The organism is Nitratidesulfovibrio sp. 1201_IL3209 (genome assembly GCF_036763125.1).
Taxonomy (GTDB): domain Bacteria; phylum Desulfobacterota; class Desulfovibrionia; order Desulfovibrionales; family Desulfovibrionaceae; genus Cupidesulfovibrio.
Window position 1 is genome coordinate 1 of sequence record NZ_JBAIYT010000014.1, and the last position, 24,433, is coordinate 24,433.

Here is a 24,433-nt window from a genome sequence, read left to right on the forward strand (position 1 = left end):
GGAAGAGTGGGAAGCCACTCAGGAGAGCCTCGCCATGCTCCAGTTGCTCGCTTTGCGGCTTGATGACGTGAAGCACGGGCGGACGGTGGATTTTGACGAAGGTATGGATCGGATTGACGCCATAATCAAGGCCCACAATGGGCAATGACGTCTGGAACGTGCGCTGGGCCGAAGGAGCCCTGGAGGACTTCGTCGAAATCATCCGGTACATCCTCGTCAATGAAGGCCCTGAAACCGCGCGGGAATTGGCCGGAACAATCCGCAAAGACGCCGGGCAGAGACTGAAAACGTTGCCCCTGCGCGGCCATCCCGTGCCCGAACTGCTCCAGGTCTCCAGGGAATACAAAGAAATCCACATCAAGGGATTTCGCATGGTGTATCTGCCGATGGAAGCCGAGCGAATGGTCTGGATAGTGTTGGTCGCCCGCGCCCAAAGAAGTATCAGCGCCATGCTCCGTAAGCGGCTGATGACCCTCAGGCCGGAATAAAACACCATCAAAGCCCGCCCCGAAGCGCCTGTGCCTCTTCATGGAGGCAGGCGCTCTTTTTGCGTCCATCATTGTCCATCTATACCCGCTGAACCTGCTGGTATCGTTGCTGGTAGAATATTTTCTCAAGGGGAATTATGCACCGTCGTGGCAGGATGCCAAGAACGCCTGCATCAGCCACGGCGGCGGCGGGACGTTCGTCAACAATCTCTGGAGTTCCGGCGTGCCCTTCCCTCCGTGCCCTTCTTCCCCCTGCTCCGCCCCTACCCACAGTCCGCCGTGACCAGCTTGGCGAAAATCCGCTCCGCCGCCTGGCTGGACAGGGTGAACGCCAGCATGCCCGCAGGCAGGTACGAGAATTCGGTCTTGCCCTGCACGCCCACGGTGAAGGTGGTGCGGGTGGTCACGTATGCCTTGCGCACGTTGTGCCGCCGCGCGAACTCGAACAGCGGCCGCAGGGGCGTGGACCCGCTGCCGTTGCCGCCCGTCCTGCCCCGCGCGCCCGTGGCGATGCCCTCGTCGCTCCAGCGGATGTCGAAGGCCAGCACCGGCTTGCCGTGCACCGGGTGCAGGCCCACCAGCGCCACCTCGCCGCCGTCCCAGCGGGCGTAGCAGGTGTTGCTGGACAGGGCCGGGCTGCACAGCAGCTGCCCCACCACGGCGGTTTCCAGCAGGGGTTGCAGGGCCGGGTCGTCCGGCCCGGCGATGGGCGCGAACAGCGCGGTGCGCATGGAAGGGTTGGCCAGGTACACCTTGAAGCTGCGGTCGCGCCGGAAGCGGCGGCCCGCGTCGTCGATGCGCCGCAGCCGCACCACCAGGAAGGCGGCTTCCAGATAATCGAGGTAGCGCTTCAGGGTGTTCACGGCGATGCCCGATTCGCCGCGCAGGTCCTCCAGGGTCACCTCGCGCCCGCTGTTCAGGGCCAGCACGGCCAGCAGGCGGTTCAGTTCCTGCACGTCCGAGATGCCGTACAGGCCGGGCAGGTCGCTGCACAGCACCCGGTCGATGATCTCGCTGCGCAGAAAGCGCGTCATGTCCGCGCGCACCCGTTCGGACACCACGGCCTCCGGGTAGCCCCCGAAATTCATGTACCGCACCAGCAGTTCGTTCAGTTCGTCCATGCGTTCGGGCGTGAACAGCTGCTTCATGTCGCGGCGCTGCCCGCCGGACAGGCGCAGGAATTCGGCGAAGGACAGCGGCGGCAGCATGTACACCGCGAAGCGCCCGGCCGCCTCGGCGTCGCCCATGCGGCGCAGGGCGGGCGCGGCGGAACCGCACGCCGTGCAGCGCAGGGCGGGCCAGCGCGCGGCCAGCGCGTCCAGGCCGTGTTCCCAGTCGGCCATGTACTGGATTTCGTCGAAGATGACCCACCCCGGCCGGGCGGGGTCCAGGCCCGCCATCTCGGCGGCCAGTTCCACGAAATCGGCCAGGCCCATGCCGGTGTAGGCCGGGGCGTCCAGGGTGGCGAACAGGATCTGGCGGCGCTCGGCCCCCTGCTTCAGCAGGTTGTCCACCATCTGGTGCAGCAGCACGGTCTTGCCCACCCGGCGCGGCCCCATGAGCACCACAGCCCGGTGCAGGGCACAGTCGGCGGCAAGTTCGAAGAATGGCGCGAAGTGGTCGCGCTGCGGCAGGTCCGCCGCGAAGGGGCGGGCGATCTCGTCGGCCCACCACGGGTTGTCCGCGGCAAGGCGTCCCATGACATCGGCGCGTGGCAGTGCGTGCGGCATGACGGTCCTCCTTTCTTGGAGCTTGCACCACGCTACACACCAATTGCGACCATGTGTCAATTACAATCAATTGATTGATCTTACAGTTAACATGCACGAGTTGATGCTGTACAGATATGCTGTTCGCACGCACAAACTATACATAACATAGTGCCATACAACATTGTATGTATAACGCGCCATAGCATCATCCTACTGATGCTATCCAGCAATACAGAAAAATCCCGCACATTTTTTTGGCGCGGACAGGCCCCACCGGCGTGGCCACCGCCCTGCCCGGCACGCGCCGGAAACCGGCTGCCCCCGGCCCATGCCGGTACCGCCCCGTTTCCCATGCGCTCCGCCCCCCTCCGAAACATCGTGCGCTCACTCAACTTGCCAACCGGGCCGCGCGCGCCTATAGTCAACGGCTTCCTCTCACCGCAACCCGAGAGAGAGCCCGCTCATGCCCCATAAAGGCCCGCATATCTCCATATCCGCGGATTTCGTCGTCAACCGCATCCTGCGCATCAATCTGGACGAATTCGAGGACTGGCCAGAGTCCGTGCGCCACCTTGCCATCGAAATCGCGGAAGAGCTGTTTCTGGTCGTGTACAACCCGTTCATCGACGCGGAAACGGTGAAAGCGAGCGTTCGCGCGCGTTTCGAGGGCGAAAAGGCGGCGCTTGCCCACCACTACGCCACCAGCATCGGCGAAGGCATCACCATGTTCTGGAGCGCGCACGAGGCCGAGGTGGCCTTCCGCGACGAACTGGTGAAGCGCATGGCCGCCGTCATGCCGCGCGAATGCATCGACACCCGCCCCGGCGCGCTGGTGGAAAATTCGACGGACGCCACCGACCTGCGCATGGAACTGCCCATGCTGGTGGTCAGCCCCGCCTCGGCCGAGCAGGTCAGCGCGGTGGTCAAGCTGGCCAACGAGATGAAGTTCGCCATCATCCCGCGCGGCGGCGGCTCCGGCCTGACCGGCGGGGCCGTGCCCGCCCGCAAGCGCACCGTGATCCTGAGCCTTGGCCGCCTGACCCGCATCGTCAGCATCGACGAGCAGAACAGGGTGCTGTGCTGCGAGGCGGGGGTCATCACCAACGACGCCATCGCGGCGGCGGGCAAGAAGGGCCTGCTGTTCACCGTGGACCCGGCCTCCAAGCTGGCCTCGTCCATCGGGGGCAACATCGCGGAAAACGCGGGCGGCCCCTTCGCCTTCGAGTACGGCACCACCCTGGACAACCTGCTCTCGTGGCGCATGGTCACCCCCACCGGCGAGATCATCGACGTGGCCCGGGTGGACCACCCGCGCCACAAGATCATGCCCGGAGAGACGGCCACCTTCGAAATCCGCGACCTGAGCGGCGGCGTGCGCAACGTGGTGTCGCTGCGCGGCGACGAAATCCGCCTGCCCGGCCTTGGCAAGGACGTGACCAACAAGACCCTGGGCGGCCTGCCCGGCATGCAGAAGGAAGGCGTGGACGGCATCATCGTCGAAGCCTGCTTCGTGCTGCACAAGAAACCGGCCCACCAGCGCGTGCTGGTGCTGGAATTCTTCGGGCGTTCCATGAACAACGCCATGCAGGTCATCAAGGACGTGGTGGGCTACCGCGACACCATCCGCCGCGAAGGCGACCACGTGAAGATATCGGCCCTGGAGGAGTTCAACTCCAAGTACGTCAAGGCCATAGAATACAAGAAGAAGTCCACGGAGTACGAGGGCGACCCCATCTCGGTGCTCATCGTGCAGCTGGACGGCGACGACGAGTTCCACCTGGACCGCGCCGTGCACCAGATCCTGGACATCGTGAACCCCTACGACGGGGCGGACATCTTTGCCGCGCGCGACGAGAAGGAAGCCGAGATATTCTGGGAGGACCGCCACAAGCTGTCCGCCATCGCCCGGCGCACCTCCGGCTTCAAGATCAACGAGGACGTGGTCATCCCCATCGACGGCGTGCCCGAGTTCGCCGACTTCCTGGAGCAGGTGAACCTGGAATGCGCGGCCGCCGCCTACCGCTCGGCCCTGCAAGAGGTGGGGCGTCTGGCGGGCATGCCGCTGGACGACAGGGAGTTCAACCGCGAATTCACCTACGCCTCCAAGGTGGCCAAGGGCGAGGTTTCGGCCAAGGACATCTCGGACGAGGAAATGCAGATCCGCGCCGTGGTCTTTCTGGGCGAACTGGCCAACGCGCACCCCAACCTGGCCCGCAAGATAGAGCGCATCAAGGACCACATGCAGGCCACCCGCATCGAGGTGGCCAGCCACATGCACGCGGGCGACGGCAACTGTCACGTCAACATCCCGGTCAACTCCAACGACCCGGTCATGCTGCACAACGCCGAGCAGGTGGCCCACCGCGTCATGGCCAAGGCCCAGGAGGTGGGCGGCGAGGTTTCCGGCGAGCACGGCATCGGCATCACCAAGATCGCCTTCCTGCGCAAGGAGAAGATGGACGCCCTGCGCGCCTTCAAGGAGCGCGTGGACCCGCGCAACGTGCTGAACCCGGCCAAGCTGACCCAGCGCGAACTGCCGGTGCGGCCGTTCACCTTCTCGTTCAACCGGCTCATCGAGGACATCCGCCAGAGCGGCCTGCCCGACAAGGAACGGCTCATCGCGCTGCTGGCCAACGTGCAGATCTGCACCCGCTGCGGCAAGTGCAAGCAGGTCTGTCCCATGTTCTACCCGGAACAGTCGCTGCAATACCACCCGCGCAACAAGAACATCGCCCTCGGCGCGCTGGTGGAGGCGGTGTACTATTCGCAGGTCAACAAGGGCAGGCCCGACCCCTTCCTGCTGGGCGAACTGCGCGCCATGATGGAGCACTGCACCGGCTGCGGCCGCTGCACCTCGGTCTGCCCGGTGAAGATCGATTCGTCCGGCGTGGCCCTGGCCATGCGCGCCTTCCTGGAATCGGAGAACGCGGGCGGCCACCCCATCAAGCGCAAGGTGCTGGAATGGCTGTCGGCGGACCCGGCGGCGCGCGTGCCCCGCGCGGCCAAGGCCGCGTCCATGGGCCAGCGCTTCCAGAACCGCTTCGTGGGGCTGGTGCCCGCCGGATGGCGCGAACGCTTCGAGAACCCGCTGTTCGCCGGTCCCGGCCCGGAAGTGGGCTACAAGAACCTGTCCGAGACGTTGCGGCTCGACAAGGGCGGCATCTTCGTGCCCGCCAGCGCCCGCGAGCGCGCGGCGGCCACCGGCGAACCCGTGGAGGCGGTGTTCTACTTCCCCGGCTGCGGCGGCGGGCTGTTCTACCGCAACATCGGCCTGGCCGGGCTGATGCTGATGCTCAAATCCGGCGTGGCCGTGGTCATGCCGGAACAGCACCTGTGCTGCGGCTATCCGCTGCTGTCCGCCGGGGCGGACAACGCCTTCGCCGCCAACCGCGACCACAACGTGCAGGCCATCAGGGCCGCGCTGGACAAGGCCCGCGCGGCGGGGCTTTCCGTCACCCACGTCATCACCGCCTGCGGCTCGTGCCGCGACGGCATCCAGCACCACGAACTGCTGGGCGCGCAGGGCAACGCCCCGGCCATGCGCCACATGGACATGGTGCAGTTCCTGCTCGAACGGCTGCCTGCCGACGCCCTTACGGGTGCGGAAAAGCCCGCCGCCGGAACCGAGGTGCTCTACCACCCCTCGTGCCACGCCGAATGGGTGGGCGTGCACAAGGGCAAGGCCGCCAACATCTACGCGCAGGCCGTGGCCGCCTTCACCGGGGCCAAGGTGCGCGTGAATCCCGGCTGCTGCGGCGAATCGGGCATGGGCGCCATGACCTCGCCCGCCATCTACAACAAGCTGCGCGCCCGCAAGCGGATGCGCCTTGAGGCGGACTTCATGACCTACGCCGACGGCGCGCCCGTCATCGTGGGCTGCCCCTCGTGCAAGGTGGGCATCAAGCGCACCATGCTGGCCCTCAAGGACAAGCGCCCCGTGCTGCATACCCTGGAATGGCTGGCCGAACTGGCCAAGGGCGCGGACTGGCGCAAGATCCTGCGCAAGGCCGCCGACCACGCCAGGGATGAGGGCGGGGTGCGGGTGGTGGACGACAGCGGGTTGTAAGAAGAAGCAAAGACTGAAAGAACGAACCGGGGGAGGAGGGGAAACTTTGACGCTCTGCGGTCGCCAACTGTAAGACTCGCGCAAGCGCTCGCCTAACAGTTGCCGCAAAGTATTCCCCTCCTCCCCCGGACCCCCTCCACCCCTTCAAACTTTTCAATAGGGGCTTGCCCTTAATGACATTGCGTGCCAACGCACTCCTGGCAGCCCCCCAGCTTGCCCCACCGCGCCCGCTGGCGTAGCATCCGGCCTGCCATGAAGTACCTCGGCATCGACTACGGCACCAGGCGCACCGGCATCGCGGCCAGCGACACGGGCGGCAGCATGGCCTTTCCGCGCCGCACCATCGTCATGACCACCCGCGACCGGTTCTTCGCCGAACTGCTGGCCGTGGCCGAAGAGGAGCGCGCCGAAGCCTTCGTGGTGGGGCTGCCCCTGCTGCACGACGGCACGGACACCCTGACCACCCGGCAGGTGCGCAACTTCGTGGAACGGCTGAAGCGCCGCACCGCCCTGCCCGTCTACCTCATGGAGGAATTCCTGAGTTCCTACGAGGCCGAGGACGACCTGCGCGACGCCGGGCTTTCCGGCAAGGCGCTGGAGGCCGTGGTGGACCAGCAGGCGGCCGCGCGCATCCTGCAATCGTTCCTCAACCTGCCGGAATCCCGGCGTACCCCCGCCTGACCGGATAGCATCACCGCATGAGCGATACCCCCAAAGCCCCCCCGAATTCCGACCCGTCGGCGGCTGTTGCTGCGGACGCGCCCACGCCTGACGTACCCGTACCCGACGCGCCGGTACCCGATACAGGCGCGACACCGGAAGCCGCCGCCGAGGACGCACCCGGCACGCCCGCAACCTCCGCAACGTCTGCATCGGGCGAAGCAACGGAGTCAGGCGAAGCGGCGAAATCGGCAGAGCCGGTAGAACCGGTGGAGTCGGTGGAACCGGTCGCGCCGGAAACGTCCGAAACGACGGAACCGGTGAAACCGGTGGAGCCGACAGAACCGGCGGAACTAACGGCGCTGGCAGAGCCGGCGGAACCGGCCGAACCGACGCAACCGGAAACGCCCGAGCCGGTGTCGCCCCCCACGCCCCTTACGCCCCTCACAGAAGTCCCGCAGCCCGTCACCCCGCCCCCGCTCACCGCATCACCGGACCGCCCGGTGCTGCGCCTGCTGCTGCGCGCGCTGGCGGCGCTGGTCCTGCTGGGCCTTTTGGCGTGCGGCTACGCGGGCTACGACGCCTGGCGCTTCCTGAACACCCCGCCCGCCTCGCCCGGCCCCGCTGGAACGGACGTGTACGTGGACGTGGAGCCGGGCGCCACCTTCGACAGGGTGACGAAGCAACTGGTGGACAAGGGGGCGGTGACCAGCGACTGGCGCTTCAAGCTGCTGGCCCACTACCACGGTTGGGAAACCTCGCTGAAGGCCGGGCGGTTCCTGGTGCACAGCAACTGGACGCCCTTCCGCGTGCTGGACCAGTTGGTGAACGGCCAGCCGGTGCTCTCGCGCATCACCCTGCGCGAAGGGCTGACCTGGTGGGAAACCGCCCGCCTGCTGGAGGCCGAGGGCTTCGTCACCGTGGAGGACTTCCGCGCGGTGATCACCGACCCGGCCTTCCTGCGCCACTGGGGCATCCCCTTCGACACGGCGGAAGGCTTCCTGTTTCCCGACACCTACCTGCTCAAGAAGTCCCCGGTGCCGGACAGGGAATCGGCCCGCGCCGTGGCCGGGCGCATGGTGGACACCTTCTGGCGGCGCGCCGCGCAGGTCTGGCCCGACGGCCGCCCCGCCCGCGACGAGTTGCGGCGGCTGATCATCCTGGCTTCCATCGTGGAAAAGGAGACCGGCCAGCCCTCGGAACGCGGCCGCGTGGCCGGGGTGTACGCCAACCGGTTGCGCACCGGCATGCTGTTGCAGGCGGATCCCACCACCATCTACGGCCTGGGCGAGACCTTCGACGGCAACCTGCGCCGCCCCCACCTCCAGGACGCGGCCAACCCGTACAACACCTACCGCCGCCCCGGCCTGCCCCCCGGCCCCATCTGCTCGCCGGGGCTGGACTCGCTGCGCGCGGCCACCGCGCCGGAAAAACACGGCTATTTCTACTTCGTGTCGCGCAACGACGGTTCGCACCAGTTCAGCGCCACGCTGGACGAACACAACCGCGCCGTGAACCGCTTCCAGCGCGCCGGGCGAACCAGGGGGGCAACGCAGGGCACCCCGGCCAACGGGAGCACCCGCGAGGCCGCCATACCCGCAACGCCGGGGGCCGACGCCGCCACGCAGGCCGGACGCCCGCCCACCGGAACAGATACAGGCACCGACACGGGAACCGCCGCCACACCAGAGGGCAACGCCGCACCAGAGGGCAACGCCGCACCGGCGCAAGCCCCGGCCGACACAGACAAGGGCGACGGGAAGGACAGGGGCACAGAGGCCGACAGGCCGGACCGGGGCGACGCATCCACCGGGCCGGGCGCACCGGCCCCCAAGACAGAGCCGCAGCCCGCTCCGCAGTCCGCCCCGCAGGACGCGCAACCCGCGCAACCCGCGCCAGCCGCCCCTGCCGCGCCGTAACAGACCCCCGCGCCCCCGGCCTTTCCCGGCACGCGGCGGTGCGCCCCATTCCGCAACGTTGACGGGCGCCTTCCGGAAACCCTCCGGAAAGCGCCCGTCCTGCATTCTCCCCCGTCCGGCTCAGCCGGCCGCGTCTTTCCACATCTGGCCACATCCGGCCACATCCGGCCCCCCCGCCTGGCGCCGTCCGTACCGCCGCGCCATACCCGTGGGCACCGCCGCGCCGCGTCCGGTCAGCCGTTGCCGCGCGGTACGCCGCCGCTGCTCCAGCGGCGGTTCTGGTCCTCCATTCCGCCGTTGGTGGCGCGCGCCAGCATCACCCGGTTGCGGCCCGCCTCCTTGGCGGCGTACAGCGCCGAGTCCGCCCGGCGCAGGATGTCGTCCAGCGCCGCGTCGCCCGGCCCGAGCAGGGCCATGCCGATGCTCACCGTGCAGCGCAGGTCCTGGCCGCCGAAGGGCACGGCCATTTCCTCCACGGCCCGGCGCAGCCGTTCGGCGGCGGCCAGCGCGTCGTCCAGGTCCGTTTCCAGCAGCACCGCCGCGAATTCCTCGCCGCCCAGCCGCCCCAGGATGTCGGTATCGCGCAGCGACTGCTGGCAGGCCTGCACGCAGCCCAGCAGCACGGCGTCGCCCGCGTGGTGCCCGAAGCGGTCGTTGATGCGCTTGAAGCGGTCCAGGTCCAGCATCAGCACGGTCAGCGGCCGGCCGTAGCGGGTGGCGCGGCCCATCTCGCGCTCCGCGTCCACGAAGAACTGCCGCCGGTTGCGGATGCCCGTCAGCGGGTCGGTGGTGGCCTCGCGCATCAGGGCCTGTTCCAGCCGCTTGCGGTCGGTGATGTCGCGCGCGATGCTGAGCACCACGGGCCTGCCGTCGAAGTCGAGCAGCTTGGCATGGATTTCCACGGGCAGAACCGTGCCGTTCCGGGTCCGGTGGGCCGATTCGAAGGTCAGCGAGCCCTCCTCGCGCAGCCGCTGGATGCGCTCGTCCACCTGCTCGGCGAATTCCTCGGCATCCAGTTCGTGCGGGGTCATGTCCAGCAGTTCGCGCCGGGTGTAGCCCAGGCGGCGGCAGGCCACCTCGTTCACGTCCAGGAAGCGCCCCTCGGGGTCATGCAGGAAGATGGCGTCGGCGGCGGCCTCGAACAGCAGCCGGTAGTGCGCCTCGGACCGCTGGCGCGCCGCCTCGGCCGCCCGGCGCTGGGTGACGTCCTGGGCCACGCCGACGATGGTGTCGCCATCCAGCTTGCCGGAATACTCGAACCACACCGTGGAGCCGTCGCGCCGGCGCATCTCCACCTCGATGTTGCGGAACTCCCCCCGGCGCAGCAGGGTGGCCACCATGCGGCCGCGCGCCTCGGGATCCACGTACCATTCGGTGGAGCGCATCTTTTCCATGAATTCCGCGCGGTCCGTCCAGCCGTACATTTCGATGATCCGGGCGTTGGCCTCCAGAAACCTGCCGTCGGCGATGCGGGTGCGAAAAATGCCCACCTGGGCGTTCTCGAACAGGGCGCGGTAGCGCCGCTCGCTGTCCTCCTGGGCCTGCTGGGCCGCGCGCTGCTCGTTGATGTCCGCGATGATGGCCAGGGCCGCCTCCACCTCGCCGTCGGGTCCCACCAGCGGCGAAGCGCTGATGTCGGTCCAGAGGTAGCCGCCATCCTTGTGGCGCAGGCGGTGCTGCAGGCGGCTGGCGTCCTGGGTGCGATCCAGCAGGCGGGTCAGGGTGGCGGCGGCCTGCGGGGTTTCCTCTTCGTGCATGAACCGGCTGAAGTGCTGGCCGCGCATTTCTTCCGTGGCGTACCCCAGCATGCGCGCGCAGGCGTCGTTGACCCGCACCAGCAGGCCGAAGCGGTCCAGCAGCACGATGCCCACCGAGGCGGTGCTGAAGATGCCCCGGAACAACTCCTCGCTGCGGGCCAGCGCCAGGCGCTGGCTGACGGCGGCGGTGATGTCCATGTGCGTGCCCACCACCCGCGCGGGGGAACCGTCCTCGCGCCGGGCCAGCACGCGGCCGCGCGCCAGCATCCACTTCCAGCCGCCGTCCTTGGTGCGCAGGCGGAACTGCACCTCGAACTGGCCCACCCCGCAGGCCCCGGCCACCACGCGGGCAACGGCCGGGCCAGACAGGCCGGACAGGCCGGGCACGGCAAAGCTCCCCTGGGGCACGCACAGGGCGGCCGTCACGTCGGCCATGTCGTCGGGATGCACCAGGTCGCGCAGGGCATCGTGGGTGCACTCGAACTCGCCGGGCACGTACCCCAGCATTTCGTAGTAGCGCGGGCTGCAATACAGTTCGCCGGTCTCGAAATTCCAGTCCCAGTGCGCCTCGCTGGCGGCGTCCAGGGCCAGCTTCAGCCGTTCCTCGCTGCGCCGCAGCGCTTCCTGCGCGCGCACCTCGGCGGTGACGTCCTCGAACAGCCACAGGCTGCCCCAGACCCGTCCGTGCTCGTCGCGCAGGGTGCGGAAGGTGCGCCGCAGCACGCGGCCGTCGGCCAGTTGCACCGGAAGGCCGCCAGCCCCGCCAAGTCCCCCAGATCCCCCAGCCCCGCCAGTTTCGCCGGGCGGACGGGCGGACGGCCCGCCTGCTTCGCGGGCCGCGACATCGGGCAGGACGGCGTCGATGGCGGCGGGGTCCGGCAGGCGGGCGGCGGCCAGGGCCTTCACCTCGGCCAGCGGGCGTCCGGCCAGGCTGGCGGCGTCGGCATCGATGCCCCACAGCTTCGGAAAGCGGCGGTTTGCCCGCGCCACCACGCCCCGGGTGTCCACGGTCAGCGCGGCCGAGGGCAGGGTGTCCTGCTGCGCGCCGAACAGGGCGTTCTCGTAGACCAGGGCCAGGGTTTCCTCCACCTGGCCGTGAAAGTCGGACACGATGGCCCGGTGCACGTCGGACGGCGGCCACTGGCGCGTGTCCAGCAGGCACAGCGTGCCGTACACCTGCCCGTCGGGCAGCAGCAGGGGATAGCCCAGATACGCGACGAAGCCCGCCCGCGCCATGGGGCTGTCGCGCCAGCGCGGGTCGTCCAGGGCGTTCTGCACATACACCGGCCGGCCCGCCTCGATGACCGCGTCGTAGTACGTTCCGCCCGCCGAGGTGGCGATGCGCATGCCCGGCACCAGCGGATTGCCCGCCGTGTCGCTGGAAAGCAGCACCGAAAGCCCCCCCGGGTGCCGTCGCACGATGGCGGCGACGCGAACGCCCAGCAGCCGCGCCAGGGTGTCCAGCGATTGCTGCCAGCGGGCCTGCGTCCGTTCCCCGATGCTGATGAAGTCCATATGTCCCCCTGTGCGGGCCACCGTTCCGGCCCCGGCCCGCCACCATCCTTCACGGGGCCGCGCCGTGCGGCCGCCGCGCCCCTGCCATGGATTCCCGCCCCCCGTCCGTCCCCCCGGACACGACCCGTTTGCGCGAGAACCCGCCAACGGCCCCTGCCGTGCGTCAGGTACAGACGTCCATGATGCAGCATACCACGCCACGTGGCGGATTGCACGCGCCACCGTGTCGGCAAGGCATCACTTTCGCCCCGGCAGCCCCCCTACATGCCGCGCCGCCGGTACACGGCCAGCACCAATCCCTCCACCAGCACGAACAGCGCCACCGGCACCGCCAGGAATACCAGCGACAGCATGGTCGCAAGCCCCCTGTCCGGCGATTGCAGCACCGGGAACAGGTATCCGGTGAACGAGGGAACCACCCCGCCCCCCACCAGTTGCACCAGGAAATAGTCGGAAAAGGCCACCAGGAACACCACGGACCCGCCCGCCACGGCGGCGGGCAGCAGCAGCGGCAGTTCCACGGCCAGCAGGCGCAGCAGCGGACCCGCGCCCAGGTTGGCGGCGCAGCGGCCGTAGTCCGGCCCCACGGTCTCGAAGCCCGAGGCCAGCGCCCGCAGCATGTACGGGTACGACACCACCGACAGCACCAGCACCACGCCCGCCGGGGTGTCCGCAAGGCCCAGCCGCACCAGGGCGCCGTACAGCCCCAGCGCAAAGCCCATGGCGGGCAGCAGGGCCGGGGCCAGCAGCACCCCCTCCAGCGCCCCCCGGCCTCGAAACCGCCCGAAGGCCAGCAGCCGCGCCGGGGCCAGGCAGGCGCACAGGGTCACCGCCACCACGGCCAGCGAATACAGGGCGGACGAGGCCAGCGCCCCGGCGATGGACTGCCGGTTGGCCAGCACGAAGGCCACCGTGCGCCCGCCGAGGACGGCGGGCCACAGGTCGGGCCAGGCCCAGCCGGGCGCGGCGGCCCACAGGGCCAGCACCGGCAGCGGCAGACCGAACAGCAGCCACAGCAGGCCCAGGAACAGGCGCGGCCCCGCGCGCGAATCCCCCCCTCTCCCCGGCAATCCGGAGCGCCGTCCCTGCCCGGCACAGAGGCTCACAGCTGGCGCTCCCGGCCGCGCAGCCCGGCCACCAGCCGCACGTAGGCCGCCACGAACCCGACGCAGCACGCCAGCAGCAGGGTCAGCAGCGCGGCGGCCGCCGGGCGGTCCTCCAGCGAACGCAGAAAGTACAGGTCGTACGCCGCCACCCCCGGCATGGCCGGGGTGGATTCGCCGAGCAGCAGGGGAATCTCCACCGCGCCGAAGGCGTACAGGAACAGGATCAGGAACGAGGCGTGCAGCACCGGGGCAAGGTGGGGCGCCACCACGTCGCGCAGCACGGCCCACCGCCCGGCCCCCAGCATGCGGGCCGTCTCGATCAGGCGCGGGTCCAGCCGCCGCAGCGAGGCCACGGCCAGCAGCATGACGAAGGGCAGTTCCTTGTAGGTGTAGGCCATGATCATGCCCATGCCGTCGCCGCCCCAGAGCAGCGCGGGAAACTCCGCCTGGCCGCCGGTGATCCCGGCCCGGTGCAACGCGGCGGAAACCAGGCCGGAACGGCTCCAGAACACGATGGCCAGAAAGGCCACCACGATGTGCGGCAGCACCAGCGGCACCCGGAACACCAGCGCCGCCAGCTGCATGCGGGCGGGCAGCCGCCACACCCCGAACGCCAGCAGCGCACCCCCCGCCACGGCAAGCAGGGCCGACACCCCGGCCACGCGCACCCCCAGCAGCAGCGAACCGGCCATGTGCGGCTGCGCCAGCTGCCGCCACCCGGCCCACGCGTCCCACGCGTCCGGGGCCAAAAGCCCCTGCGCGGCCGGTTCCGGCGTGTAGGCCACAGGCAGCAGCCAGCCCAGGGACTGCGCCGCCGTCAGGGCCACCCCGGCCAGAAAGGGCGCCAGCAGCACCAGCAACGGGCACAGCGCGGCCATGCGGCGCGCGGCTCCGGCGGCGGGGCTGGCTGTGCGGGTGGGCATGGCGGCTCCTGGCGGCTGGGGGGCAGGTATGGCAGGTGTACAGGCAACGGCGGCCCCTCCGCAAGCGGGCCCTACCGATAGGGCCGATAGGGCCGATGGGACCGATGGGGCCACGGTCCCGCCGATACCGGGCGGTTCGCGGTTCGCTGTCCGCATTAGAAACGAAAAAACGGCGCGTGCATTGCGCGGCCCCGCCAAGTGGGCCATACTGGAATCATCCGCCATCATGCCGCCCCGCCGGAAACGGGCGGCGCACACGGAGGGCTACAGATGCTCCCGGACCGCCATGCCGCGCCCACCGCCCCGCCCGTCCGGTTTCCCTGGCCTCCCCGGCCTCCCCGGTTTCTCCGCAAGCGGGCCGCGCCGTACGTGGCGCTGCTGCTGGCGGCCATGGCCCTGTGCCTGTCGCGTCCCTTCCCGGCCCTGGCCCGGGCCGTGCTGACCGAGGCGGAGCAGGCCTGGCTTGTCGACAACCCCGACAAGCTCACCCTGTACTTCGACAAGAACTTTCCGCCCTACGAAAACCTGGCCTCGGACGGCACGTTCCACGGGCTGGCCGCCGATGTGATGGCCCTGGTCGAACAGCAACTGGGGGCCCGCTTCACCAACACCCCGGCCCCGGACTGGCCCAGCCAGCTTGCGGCGCTGGAAAGCGGCGACATCGCCGTCGTCCCCGTCATCGTGCGCACCCCGGAGCGGGAGCGCTTCGCCCAGTTCACCCCGCCCTACGTGGACATTCCCACCGCCATCATCGCCCGCCGCGGCGAGGAGGACGGCCGCCGGCTTTCCGACTTCGTCGGGCGGCGCGTGGCCGTGGTGCGGGGCTACGTCACCGAGGCGTACGTCCGCCGGATGTCGGGGGACGGGCGCATCGAGGTGGTGCCCGTGCCCAACGTGCAGACCGGCCTGCGCGACGTGTCCTTCGGCGTGGTGGACGCCATGGTGGAAAACCAGGCCGTGGCCGCCCACTACATCGACAGGGAGCAGTTGCCCAACCTGAAGGTGGTCGGCACCACCGACCTCGGCTACCCCCTCAGCCTGGGCATCAGCAACAAGTACCCCCTGCTGTGCAGCGCGGTGCTCAAGGCGTTTGCCGCCATCCCACCGGACGAACTGGAACGCGCCAAGGCCCGCTGGATACGCCTGGACACCGGCGGGGTGCTCACCCAGGACCAGCGCCGCATGCTGCGCGTGTCCGCCGTGGCCGCCGTGGCCATGGTAGCCTGGCTCACCCTGGTCACCTCGGTGCTGCGGCGCAGGCTGCGCGAAAAGGTGGACGCCCTGGACCATGCGCGCCGCAAGGCCGAGGAGCAGGCCACCCGCCTGGCCCTGGTGCTGGGGGCCACCAACGCGGGCATCTGGGAGTACCAGCCGGAATCGGGGGCCGCCTATTGCAGCCCGGAATGGTACACCATGCTGGGGCACCAGCCGGACAGCACACCCCATACCCGTGCGGGCTGGTTCAGCCTGATGCATCCCGACGACCTCGAACGGACCGCCTCGGTGCTTGCCGCCTACATGGCGTCCGGGGGCACGGGCAGCTACGAATCGGAATTCCGCATGCGCAACGCCGACGGCCAGTGGCGCTGGGTACTGGGCAAGGGCCAGGCCGTGGCCTGGGACGCGTCCGGCCGCCCCACGCGCATCCTGGGGCTGAACGTGGACGTGCACAGCCTGAAGCAGCACCGCGAGGCCGCGCTGGAAAGCGAGCGGCGCTTCCGCACCATCTTCGAGAACGCCCCCTACGCCATCGTCATCAACCGCATGTCCGACGGCGCCCTGCTGGACGTGAACCGGGCCTTTCTGGAGGCCCAGGGCATGGACAGGGACGAGGTGTTGCGCGGCGATACCCGGCGCTTCTCCACCATGACGCCGGAAGAGGCCGCGGCCTTCCGCCGCAGGGTGCGGGAGACGGGCGGCGTGCACGGCGTGGAGGCCAGCAGCCGCAGGCCGGACGGCACACCCCGGCACATCATCTTCTCTTCCGTGCCGGTGTCCTTCGGCGGGGAGGAGGCCATCCTGTCCATCACCGTGGACGTGACGGAGATGAAGGCGGCGGAGGCCGCCCTGAAGGCCAGCGAGGAAAAGTACCGCGCCATCTTCCACAACGCGCCCCTCGGCATCTTCCGCACCGGCTTCGAGGGCGGGTTCATGGACGCCAACCCCGCCCTGGCGCGCATGCTGGGCTACGCGGACCGCGACGAACTGCTGCGCCTGCACGTGCCCCTGGCCATCCACCCCGACCCGGCCCAGCGGGGCCGCCTGCTGGACATGCTGCGGCAAAACCCCTCGGGGGTGCGCATGGAGTGCCAGTTGCTGCGCCGCGACGGCACGCCCTTCCACGCCATCGTCAACGCCTCGCTCCAGTTCGACGCGGAGGGCAGGCCCAGCTTCCTCGACGGCTCCGTAGAGGACGTGAGCATCCGCAAGCAGGCCGAGGAGCAGTTGCGCCAGTCGGAGCAGAAGTTCTTCCAGCTCTTCCAGCTCAGCCCCGACGCCATCGTGGTGGCCCGCCTGGACGACGACACGGTGCGCGACGTGAACCAGGCGTTCATCCGCATGTTCGGCTTCACGCGCGACGAAGTGCTGGCCACCCCCGCCAGCGACCTGGCCATCGTGGTGCCCGGCGCCTCGCTGCGCGACGCCTACCGCCAGCTCCGGCGCGACGGCGAGTTGCGCAACCACGAATTCGCGGCCCGGCACAAGGACGGCACGCCCATGAGCTGCCTGCTGTCCTGCGCGCTGCTGCACATCGACGGCGAGGACCACGTGATGGCCGTGCTGCGCGACATCACCCAGATCAAGAAGATGCAGGAGGTGATCATCCAGACCGAAAAGATGGTCTCGCTGGGGGGCATCGCGGCGGGCATCGCGCACGAGATCAACAACCCCCTCGGCATCGTGTTGCAGGCGGCGCAGAACATGGCGCAGCGCACCCGGCCCGACTTCGCCAAGAACCTGGAGGTGGCCCGGACCATGGGCCTCGACATGGAACTGCTGGCCCGCTACATGCGCGAGCGCAAGCTGGACGTGTTCCTGGGCGACATCCAGTCCGCCGCCCTGCGCGCCTCGGCCATCATCCGGCACATGCTGGAATTCAGCCGCCGCAGCGAATCCAGGCGCAAGGTCTGCGACCTGCCGGGCGTGCTGCGCCGCGCGCTGACCCTGGCCCAGAGCGACTACGACCTGAAGAAGAGCTACGACTTCCGGAAGATAGACGTCGCCCTGCGCATGGACGACGACTTGCCCTCCATCAACTGCACGGAAACGGAAATCGAGCAGGTGGCCATCAACCTGCTGCGCAACGCGGCCCAGGCCATGGCCACCGCCGACCCGCCCGTGGAGGCCCCGCGCATCGACATCGACGTTGCCGCCATGCCGGGCGGGGTGCGCATCGTCATGGCCGACAACGGCCCCGGCATGCCGCCCGAGGTGCAGCGCCGGGCCTTCGAGCCGTTCTACACCACCAAGGCGCCGGGGGTGGGCACCGGCCTCGGCCTGTCCGTCTCGTACTTCATCGTCACCAAGGGGCACGGCGGCCGGATGGAGGTGGAATCCGCGCCGGGCAGGGGTACCCGCTTCATCATCGAACTGCCCGTGGACCCCGCCCCCGCCGATCCCCCCGAACCCGCAACCCGGCCCGGCGACGGCACGACAGGGGCACAGTCATGACGGGCACCGGCAACGCGCCACACCCCCACGAACTGCTCATCGTGGACGACGAGGAACCCATCCGCCGTCTGCTGGCGGCCTATTTCGAGGACCTCGACGGGTTCCTGGTGCGCACGGCCGCATCCGGCGAAGAAGCGCTGGACGCCCTGGCCGCCCGGCACGCGGACCTGTGCGTGGTGGACATGCGCCTGCCCGGCATCAACGGCGAGCAGTTCATCCTCGCGGCGGCCGCCCGCGGGCTGAGCCGCCACTTTCTGGTGCACACCGGGTCGGTGGAGATGGCGCCCGGCGCGGCCCTGCGCGTTGCCGGGGTGGGGCCGGAGGACGTGTTCGTGAAGCCCCACGACGCCGAACGGCTGGCCGAGCGCATCCGGCACCTGCTGGGGATGCCCGGCGGCTCCACTGCCGACGGGAGGAACCCGCGATGAGCGTGCTGGTCGTCGACGACGAGGAAGGGCTGCGGCGCTCGCTGTGCGCCTTCCTCGAGGACATGGACTACGGAACGCTGGAGGCCGCCGACGGCCGCCAGGGGCTGAAGGTGCTGGAGGCCAGCCTGCCCGATGTCGAGGCGGCCATCGTGGACCTGAACATGCCGGTCATGGACGGGTACGCCTTCCTGGCCCACGCCCGCGAACTGGCCCCCGACCTGCCCACCATCGTGCTGTCCGGCGTGGGCGTGGTGGAGGACGCCGTGCGGGCCATGCGCGCCGGGGCGTGGGATTTCATCACCAAGCCCCTGCACGATTTCAACATCCTGCAACTGACCCTGGACAAGGTGCTGGAACGGGCCCGCCTGCTGCGCGAAAACCGCGCCTACCAGCAACGGCTGGAGTCCATGGTGTGCGAGCGTACCGCCGAGATCGAGCGCACCCGCCGCCAGATCATCCAGCGGCTCAGCCGGGCCGCCGAATACAAGGACAACGAGACCGGCATGCACGTCATCCGGGTGGGCGAGATCAGCGCGCTGCTGGGCCGTGCGCTGGGCCTGCCGGAAGACCGCTGCGACATGCTGCGCCAGTGCGCGCCGCTGCACGACGTGGGCAAGATCGGCATTCCGGACAGCATCCTGCTGAAGCCCGGCTCGCTGGACGCCGGAGAATGGGACCTGATGCGCCGCCACTGCGCCTTCGGGTGCGAACTGCTGGGACCGCTGGACCGGGACGAGGCGCGCGCCTCGTGCGCGTCGCACCTGGCCGCCCGCGAAGAGGACGGCAACCCCTTCCTGGCCCTGGCCCGCACCCTGGCCCTGCTGCACCACGAACGCTGGGACGGCACGGGCTACCCCTTCGGCCTGCCGGGCCGCGACATGCCCGTGGAGGCGCGCATCGTGTCGCTGGTGGACGTGTACGACGCCCTGCGCAGCGAGCGCCCCTACAAGCGCTGTTTCACGCGCGACGAATGCCGCGACACCATCGTGGCGGGTTCCGGCACCCAGTTCGACCCGGCCGTGGTGCAGGCCTTCCTGGACAACCTGGACGCAATAGAGGCCATCCGCGAGCGCTGGGCGGGCTGACGGCGGGCGGGGTATCGCGCCATTCGTCCCCGGCGCCGTCCGCCCCGCGCAGCCGGACCCGTGGGGCGGCTTGCCAGACGGACCGCGTCGCGCTACAGGCACGCCCACGCCGCGCGCCGCGGGCTGACCGCCCGCCGCCCCCCTTTCCCGAACCCCCTCGGACACGGACATGACCGCCACCCCACTCGCCGACCGTACCATCTACATCGCCGCCGCAGGGTTCACGGACGACCTGATTCACGAACTGGAAGACCTGCACGGCGCACGGGTGCTGGACGTGCGCGGACGGCTGGTGGTGGCGCAGGGGCCGCCCCGCCCGGCGGCGTGGGCGCAGAACATCTGGCTGGAGCCGGTGTCCATCCCCGTGGCCTCCATCGGCGACGCGGCCCGCAAGCTGAAGGCCATCCAGCGCAACTGGCACCTGCACGCCACCGGCCATCACCGCCGGGCCGCGCTGATCCGGGAACGACTGCCCCGCGTGGCCGCCCGGCCCCTGGCGTTCGGCGATGCGCCGCCCACGGCGCCGCTGGGCTCGTGGACCCTGTGGGAGCCGGACCTGGTGCTGGCATCCGCCCGGTGCGCCAGCCCCTTCCCCGACGGCGAACCGCGCTTCGAGGAAAACCGCACCGTACCCCCCACCCGCGCCTACCTGAAGTTGTGGGAACTGTTCACGCTGCTCGACAGGCGGCCCGGCCCCGGCGAACTGTGCCTGGACTTGGGCAGTTGCCCCGGCGGATGGACCTGGGTGCTGGCGGAACTGGACGCGCGGGTGTTCAGCGTGGACAAGGCGGACATCGCCCCGCACATCGCCGCCCACCCCAACGTGAACTTCTGCACGGGCAGCGCCTTCGGCCTGGACCCGCGCCACGCCGGAGCCGTGGACTGGCTGTTCTCCGACGTGATCTGCTACCCCGACCGGCTGCTGGCCACCGTGGGCCGCTGGCTGGAACTGGGCCAGTGCCGCAACTTCGTGTGCACCCTGAAGTTCCAGGCCGAAACGGACCACGCCACGGCGCGCGCCTTCGCGGCGGTGCCGGGATCGCGCCTGCTGCACCTGGCCCACAACAAGCACGAACTGACCTGGGTGCTGCTGCGCGACTGACATGGTCGTTGCCGCGCCTCCTCCGCCTTTCCGCCGCCACGAATGAGTCCGGGGCGGAACCGTCTGCTGCGAAGGTTCCGCCCCGGACTGCGAGGGGGATGGGCGTATGCTGTCGTGGAACATTGGCGGCGGGTGTCCGCCGTGCCGGGGCGTCGCCCGGCGAAATTCACTTGCCTGCCTCTTGAGGGCCGCTTCATCGTCTCCGGACTATTGCGCGGCGCGGCGCTCCAGCACCTGCTCGAACGCGGTCTCGATGCGTTCCAGCAATTCCTCCACCGGGCAGGGTTTGAGCAGGTAGTCGCTGGCGCCCGCGCGCATGGCGTCCAGGGCGATATCCGTGTAGGCGTGCCCGCTCAGGATGATCACCGCCGGGTCTTCGCCGCCGGTCTTGCGGATCTCGCGCAGCACGTCGCGGCCGTCCATGTCCCCCAACTGGATGTCCAGGATCACCACGTCCACCGTCTCGCGGGCCAGCCAGTCAAGGGCGGCCCGGCCGCTGGCCACGCCCTCCATGGTCACCCCGCGCTTGCGCATGCGGCGCAGCAGCGCGTCGCGGAAGCCGTCCTCGTCGTCCACCAGCAGAATGCGGCAGCTTTTCAGCAATTCCGGGCAGTCCATGTCCCCCTCCTGTTCCACCTGGCCTGTCTGGCCCGTCACGCCCGAACCCGTCACGCGCCGCGCGTTTCCCTCGGCCCGGCCACCATGTCGGGCAGGGTCACCACATCGCCGGGCTGCACGTTCAGGCCATGCGGTATGCGGGCCACGCAATCGCGCGCCGTGCATTCCACCACCCGCGCCTCGCCCACGGGGGTGCCGTCCGGGCGGCTGATGCGGCAACGCATGCCGGGGCTGGCCCCGTGCTGCACGCCAAGGCCGAAGGTGACGTCCTTGCCGCCGCCGTCCGGCGCGGGCAGCAGCTTGTAGATCTCGGCGCTGCGTTCGGCCAGCAGCGCCCGGCTCCAGGCCCGGCCCAGCATGAAGTTGCCGAAGCCCGCCAGCAGGGCGAAGGGCAGCACCAGCGCGGACAGGCTGAAGGCGCTGACGCCGAACCAGCGGGTGAGCCGTTCCGGAGAATTGGCCTTCATGGTGGCCTCGTCGGGCCAGACCACCACCGCGAAGATCAGCGTGGGGTTCTGCTTTTCGCCGTACTTGTCGTGCACGCGGATGACGTATTCGCCGGAGGCGGGGCTGGTCCCCACCTTGATGGCGCCGCGCCACATCTTTCCGCCCAGCCAGTAGCCGGAATAGATTTCGTAGGGAACGAGGCGCACCTGCCTGTCGTCGGTGCCGCCCTCGATGACCATGTCCTCGATGGTTTCGGTCTGGGGCGGCAGCGGCCCGCTGACCGGGTATTCGCCGCCGGGCAGCGCGTCGGTGCGGTTGAAGCCCTGCTGCATCCTGCCCACCAGCCCGTCCACCAGGCTGAGCGCGCAGACCAGCAGAAGCAGCAGCGCCACCCGCCCGGAACGCCGGTGCAGGCGCGCCAGATGCACCGATCTGTTCACGCGCGGCCCCGGGCGCGCAGCCAGCGCTTGGCGCACCAGCCCAGCACCAGCGACGGCGCCAGCACCGCGAAGAAGGTCTTGAAGAACACCGGGGTGAATTCGTCCGGCACGAACGAGGCGCGGTACATGCCCGCGCACACCGCCGCGATGGCCAGCAGGTTCATGGTCAGCACCAGCAGCTTGTGGGCCACGGTGGTTGCGAAATCCATCTGGTCTTCCACGGTGTCGCTCCTTGTCATGGTGTCCGCGGGCTTCTTCCGCCCGTTCCGGCCCGCCAGGCCGTGTACGGGCATGGCGGGGCGGAAGGGGGGGAAGGGGCGGGGCCGTCGCCGGCCCCGCCGCCGTCTGTCTACTTCTTGAAGATGTCGGTCCTGGAGATGTTCATGAAGCGCAGGGACACGCCCTCGGCCTTGTAGTACACGCGCACTTCGTCGCCGGCATCCCAGGTGGAATCGGGCAGGGCGAAGTATTCGTCAGGCATCGAGATGGTGCACAGCATCTTCTGACGGGCGGAGTAGATGGTCACGGTCTTCTTGTCGCGGTCCACCAGGGGGAACTTCTTCGCGGATTCCGTAGCCTTGTCGTACACCAGCGGATGGTTGCGGTCGATGTTCTCCTGCAGGTCCACCATCTTGAACGCGATGTCTTCGAACGCCTGGGTCTTGGTGTTGAAGATGCGGATGATGTTGGCCTTGGTGTCCAGCTTCATGCGCTGCCCGGCCCTGGGCTCGGGGCCCATTTCGGCGGGGTCGGTGGGCAGCTTGTAGGTGTGGGGGGGCAGGATGGAGTAGTCCGGGTTCAGCGGCTCCATGGCCTTGTCCTGGATCAGGGTGACGGTTTTCGCGTTCTTGTCGTATGCGATCACCCGGCCCTGGTCCACCTTGCCGTATTCACCGCAGCCCACGAGGCCGAGGGGCAGCGCCACGACGAGCAGCATCAGCAGAAAGCGTCTCATATGTTTTCTCCTTCTCTCGTGCGCGGCGCGGCTAGGCGGCCTTCTTGCGGGCCAGTTCCATCTTCACGCCCTGGACCATCCGGATGAAGATGTACAGCGACATGCCGGACACCAGGCCCAGCACCAGCACGGTGGCGCCGGTGTCCAGCGCGCTCTTGAACTGGGGAACCCAGGGCTGCACGAGCTTCATCAGGATGGAGATGGCGCAGCCGACCACGGCGAGGCCGAAGGCGATGCGGATGCCGTAGCCCTTGATGTACTTGGTGGCGACCGCGCCCACCTGCGCGCCCACGGAGGCGCCCACCAGCATGATCATGGCGGCCACCAGTTCGGTGCGGCCCTTGTAGGTGTAGGTGGCGGCGCCGTACAGGCCGGAGATCATGACTTCGAACAGGTCGGTGCCGACGGCCACGTGGGTCGGGCAGCCGATGAGGTAGATGAGGGCGGGCATGCGGATGAGGCCGCCGCCGATGCCCAGGATGCCGGCCAGCCAGCCGGTGGCGAAGCTGACGATGATGGGCAGCCACGCGGAGCAGTAGATGCCGGCTTCGTGCAGATGCACCATGGGGGGAATCTTGATCTTGTGCAGGGCCTTGTGCCATTCGACGCCGGTGGCCCCGGCTTCCAGCTTTTCACCGCGCGCGGCGGCCTGGCGTTCCTTCTCGCGGCGCTTGGCCACGTCGTGGAAGACCATCCACGCGATCAGGGTCAGCAGGGCGATGTAGATCCAGCGCACGACCTTTTCGACGTTGCCCACGCGCTCGAGCCACATGACCATCTGGGCACCCACTTCGAAGCCCACGACGGTACCCACCAGCATGATCATCCCCAGCTTGTAGTCCACGTTGCCGAACTTGCCGTGGCGCATGGTGGAGATGAGCGACTTGCCCGCCATGTGGGCGATGTCCGTCCCGATGGCGAAGGCCATGGGGAAGCCGAGGATGTTCAGGCCGGGGGTGACCATCCAGGCGCCGCCCATGCCGAAGAAACCGCCGATGATGCCGACGCCCACGCCGAGGATGATCAGGCCGGGCCAGAAGATCTTAACGCCCGCGATGGGCATGAGGATATAGAGCCATTCCATCGTTGTTCTCCTTTGGTGCGGGCGCGGCCTAGTGCTCGGCCAGTTCGCGGGACTTCAGGTCGATGCCGATCCAGTTCATCACGATGTCGGCAAGCACGCCGAAGATCACGCCCACCAGCGGGATCAGGATGATGGTAAGGGTGGTGAACTGGATGTGGCTTTCATTGTACAGGTTGGCCCACCACGCCATGACCCCGTCCAGCTTGCGGGTGTCGGCCACGATGACCACGGGTGCGCCGCCGCCGCCGGCGGCCAGCGCCAGGCCGGGAATGGCCAGCACGAACGTCAGCAACGACATGAACAGCGTCTTGAACCTTCTCATGTGCATCCTCCAGGTTGCGGGCAGCCCCTGCCGCCCTTTTCGGCTTCCGCCTCCGGCCCGTCCTCGCCTTTCGCGATCCCGTCCGGCGGCGGAGCCCGCCTTTCCGTCCACCCGCACCCCCCCTTGGAGTGCGG

The 24,433-nt window shown here is 69.2% G+C and carries 18 protein-coding genes; 8 read left to right on the forward strand and 10 right to left on the reverse strand.

What is annotated here, in order from left to right:
- The first annotated feature begins 137 nt into the window (after positions 1–137).
- The gene (locus V6B97_RS08300; protein WP_333506033.1) at positions 138–488 is read left to right on the forward strand and encodes a type II toxin-antitoxin system RelE/ParE family toxin; all 351 of its coding nucleotides are present in this window, start codon (positions 138–140) and stop codon (positions 486–488) included.
- A 263-nt stretch (positions 489–751) separates the two neighbouring features.
- Here the strand turns inward: V6B97_RS08300 and V6B97_RS08305 are convergent, their stop codons facing one another.
- Positions 752–2,218, reverse strand: a complete 1,467-nt coding sequence (locus tag V6B97_RS08305) for an ATP-binding protein (RefSeq protein ID WP_333506034.1) — start codon at positions 2,216–2,218, stop codon at positions 752–754.
- Positions 2,219–2,663: 445 nt separating this feature from the next.
- Here V6B97_RS08305 and V6B97_RS08310 point away from each other — a divergent pair, with 445 nt between their 5' ends.
- From V6B97_RS08310 to mltG, 3 genes are all read left to right on the forward strand, one after another.
- The gene (locus tag V6B97_RS08310) at positions 2,664–6,266 is read left to right on the forward strand and encodes an FAD-binding and (Fe-S)-binding domain-containing protein (RefSeq protein ID WP_333506035.1); all 3,603 of its coding nucleotides are present in this window, start codon (positions 2,664–2,666) and stop codon (positions 6,264–6,266) included.
- Positions 6,267–6,518: 252 nt separating this feature from the next.
- Complete coding sequence (gene ruvX, locus V6B97_RS08315; RefSeq protein WP_333506036.1) at positions 6,519–6,947, forward strand: Holliday junction resolvase RuvX; 429 nt, start codon at positions 6,519–6,521, stop codon at positions 6,945–6,947.
- Between the two features lie 308 nt (positions 6,948–7,255).
- On the forward strand, positions 7,256–8,845 hold the full coding sequence (gene mltG, locus V6B97_RS08320; RefSeq protein ID WP_333506037.1) for an endolytic transglycosylase MltG: 1,590 nt from the start codon (positions 7,256–7,258) through the stop codon (positions 8,843–8,845).
- 233 nt (positions 8,846–9,078) lie between these two features.
- Here the strand turns inward: mltG and V6B97_RS08325 are convergent, their stop codons facing one another.
- The 3 genes from V6B97_RS08325 to V6B97_RS08335 form a co-directional block, all read right to left on the reverse strand.
- A complete protein-coding gene (locus tag V6B97_RS08325; protein WP_333506038.1) occupies positions 9,079–12,117 on the reverse strand; it encodes a PAS domain S-box protein in 3,039 nt (1,012 codons plus the stop codon).
- Positions 12,118–12,377: 260 nt separating this feature from the next.
- Positions 12,378–13,223 carry an ABC transporter permease gene (locus V6B97_RS08330; protein WP_333506039.1) on the reverse strand — a complete coding sequence of 282 codons (846 nt, stop codon included), beginning with the start codon at positions 13,221–13,223 and terminating at the stop codon, positions 12,378–12,380.
- A complete protein-coding gene (locus V6B97_RS08335; protein ID WP_333506040.1) occupies positions 13,220–14,146 on the reverse strand; it encodes an ABC transporter permease in 927 nt (308 codons plus the stop codon). Before V6B97_RS08335 ends, V6B97_RS08330 begins: the two co-directional genes overlap by 4 nt.
- Positions 14,147–14,416: 270 nt before the next feature.
- On the opposite strand from V6B97_RS08335, the gene V6B97_RS08340 reads away from it, so the two are divergent.
- From V6B97_RS08340 to V6B97_RS08355, 4 genes are all read left to right on the forward strand, one after another.
- On the forward strand, positions 14,417–17,818 hold the full coding sequence (locus V6B97_RS08340) for a PAS domain S-box protein (protein WP_333506041.1): 3,402 nt from the start codon (positions 14,417–14,419) through the stop codon (positions 17,816–17,818).
- Positions 17,815–18,246: a response regulator gene (locus V6B97_RS08345; protein ID WP_333506042.1), complete on the forward strand. Its 432-nt coding sequence runs from the start codon at positions 17,815–17,817 to the stop codon at positions 18,244–18,246. Before V6B97_RS08340 ends, V6B97_RS08345 begins: the two co-directional genes overlap by 4 nt.
- A complete protein-coding gene (locus V6B97_RS08350) occupies positions 18,243–19,331 on the forward strand; it encodes an HD domain-containing phosphohydrolase (protein WP_333506043.1) in 1,089 nt (362 codons plus the stop codon). Before V6B97_RS08345 ends, V6B97_RS08350 begins: the two co-directional genes overlap by 4 nt.
- A gap of 169 nt (positions 19,332–19,500) precedes the next feature.
- A complete protein-coding gene (locus V6B97_RS08355) occupies positions 19,501–20,433 on the forward strand; it encodes an SAM-dependent methyltransferase (protein ID WP_333506044.1) in 933 nt (310 codons plus the stop codon).
- A 207-nt stretch (positions 20,434–20,640) separates the two neighbouring features.
- Here V6B97_RS08355 and V6B97_RS08360 read toward each other — a convergent pair whose 3' ends face one another.
- The 6 genes from V6B97_RS08360 to V6B97_RS08385 form a co-directional block, all read right to left on the reverse strand.
- The gene (locus V6B97_RS08360) at positions 20,641–21,051 is read right to left on the reverse strand and encodes a response regulator (RefSeq protein WP_333506045.1); all 411 of its coding nucleotides are present in this window, start codon (positions 21,049–21,051) and stop codon (positions 20,641–20,643) included.
- Between the two features lie 50 nt (positions 21,052–21,101).
- Positions 21,102–21,938: a hypothetical protein gene (locus V6B97_RS08365; RefSeq protein ID WP_333506046.1), complete on the reverse strand. Its 837-nt coding sequence runs from the start codon at positions 21,936–21,938 to the stop codon at positions 21,102–21,104.
- Entirely contained in the window at positions 21,935–22,177 is a 243-nt protein-coding gene (locus V6B97_RS08370; protein ID WP_333506047.1) for a hypothetical protein, read from the reverse strand. The genes V6B97_RS08365 and V6B97_RS08370 overlap by 4 nt, the downstream gene beginning before the upstream one ends.
- A gap of 110 nt (positions 22,178–22,287) precedes the next feature.
- On the reverse strand, positions 22,288–22,893 hold the full coding sequence (locus V6B97_RS08375) for a DUF4881 domain-containing protein (protein WP_333506048.1): 606 nt from the start codon (positions 22,891–22,893) through the stop codon (positions 22,288–22,290).
- 31 nt (positions 22,894–22,924) lie between these two features.
- On the reverse strand, positions 22,925–23,977 hold the full coding sequence (locus V6B97_RS08380) for a sulfite exporter TauE/SafE family protein (protein ID WP_333506049.1): 1,053 nt from the start codon (positions 23,975–23,977) through the stop codon (positions 22,925–22,927).
- Between the two features lie 28 nt (positions 23,978–24,005).
- Entirely contained in the window at positions 24,006–24,299 is a 294-nt protein-coding gene (locus V6B97_RS08385) for a DVU0150 family protein (RefSeq protein ID WP_333506050.1), read from the reverse strand.
- Positions 24,300–24,433: the final 134 nt, after the last annotated feature.

Coding starts and splice junctions, on each gene's coding strand:
- V6B97_RS08300 (WP_333506033.1), top strand. CDS start 138: ATGGGCAATGACGTCTGGAACGTGCGCTGGGCCGAAGGAGCCCTGGAG.
- V6B97_RS08335 (WP_333506040.1), bottom strand. CDS start 14,146: ATGCCCACCCGCACAGCCAGCCCCGCCGCCGGAGCCGCGCGCCGCATG.
- V6B97_RS08375 (WP_333506048.1), bottom strand. CDS start 22,893: ATGAGACGCTTTCTGCTGATGCTGCTCGTCGTGGCGCTGCCCCTCGGC.
- V6B97_RS08345 (WP_333506042.1), top strand. CDS start 17,815: ATGACGGGCACCGGCAACGCGCCACACCCCCACGAACTGCTCATCGTG.
- V6B97_RS08360 (WP_333506045.1), bottom strand. CDS start 21,051: ATGGACTGCCCGGAATTGCTGAAAAGCTGCCGCATTCTGCTGGTGGAC.
- V6B97_RS08305 (WP_333506034.1), bottom strand. CDS start 2,218: ATGCCGCACGCACTGCCACGCGCCGATGTCATGGGACGCCTTGCCGCG.
- V6B97_RS08350 (WP_333506043.1), top strand. CDS start 18,243: ATGAGCGTGCTGGTCGTCGACGACGAGGAAGGGCTGCGGCGCTCGCTG.
- V6B97_RS08340 (WP_333506041.1), top strand. CDS start 14,417: ATGCTCCCGGACCGCCATGCCGCGCCCACCGCCCCGCCCGTCCGGTTT.
- V6B97_RS08380 (WP_333506049.1), bottom strand. CDS start 23,977: ATGGAATGGCTCTATATCCTCATGCCCATCGCGGGCGTTAAGATCTTC.
- V6B97_RS08355 (WP_333506044.1), top strand. CDS start 19,501: ATGACCGCCACCCCACTCGCCGACCGTACCATCTACATCGCCGCCGCA.
- V6B97_RS08310 (WP_333506035.1), top strand. CDS start 2,664: ATGCCCCATAAAGGCCCGCATATCTCCATATCCGCGGATTTCGTCGTC.
- V6B97_RS08385 (WP_333506050.1), bottom strand. CDS start 24,299: ATGAGAAGGTTCAAGACGCTGTTCATGTCGTTGCTGACGTTCGTGCTG.
- ruvX (WP_333506036.1), top strand. CDS start 6,519: ATGAAGTACCTCGGCATCGACTACGGCACCAGGCGCACCGGCATCGCG.
- V6B97_RS08370 (WP_333506047.1), bottom strand. CDS start 22,177: ATGACAAGGAGCGACACCGTGGAAGACCAGATGGATTTCGCAACCACC.
- V6B97_RS08325 (WP_333506038.1), bottom strand. CDS start 12,117: ATGGACTTCATCAGCATCGGGGAACGGACGCAGGCCCGCTGGCAGCAA.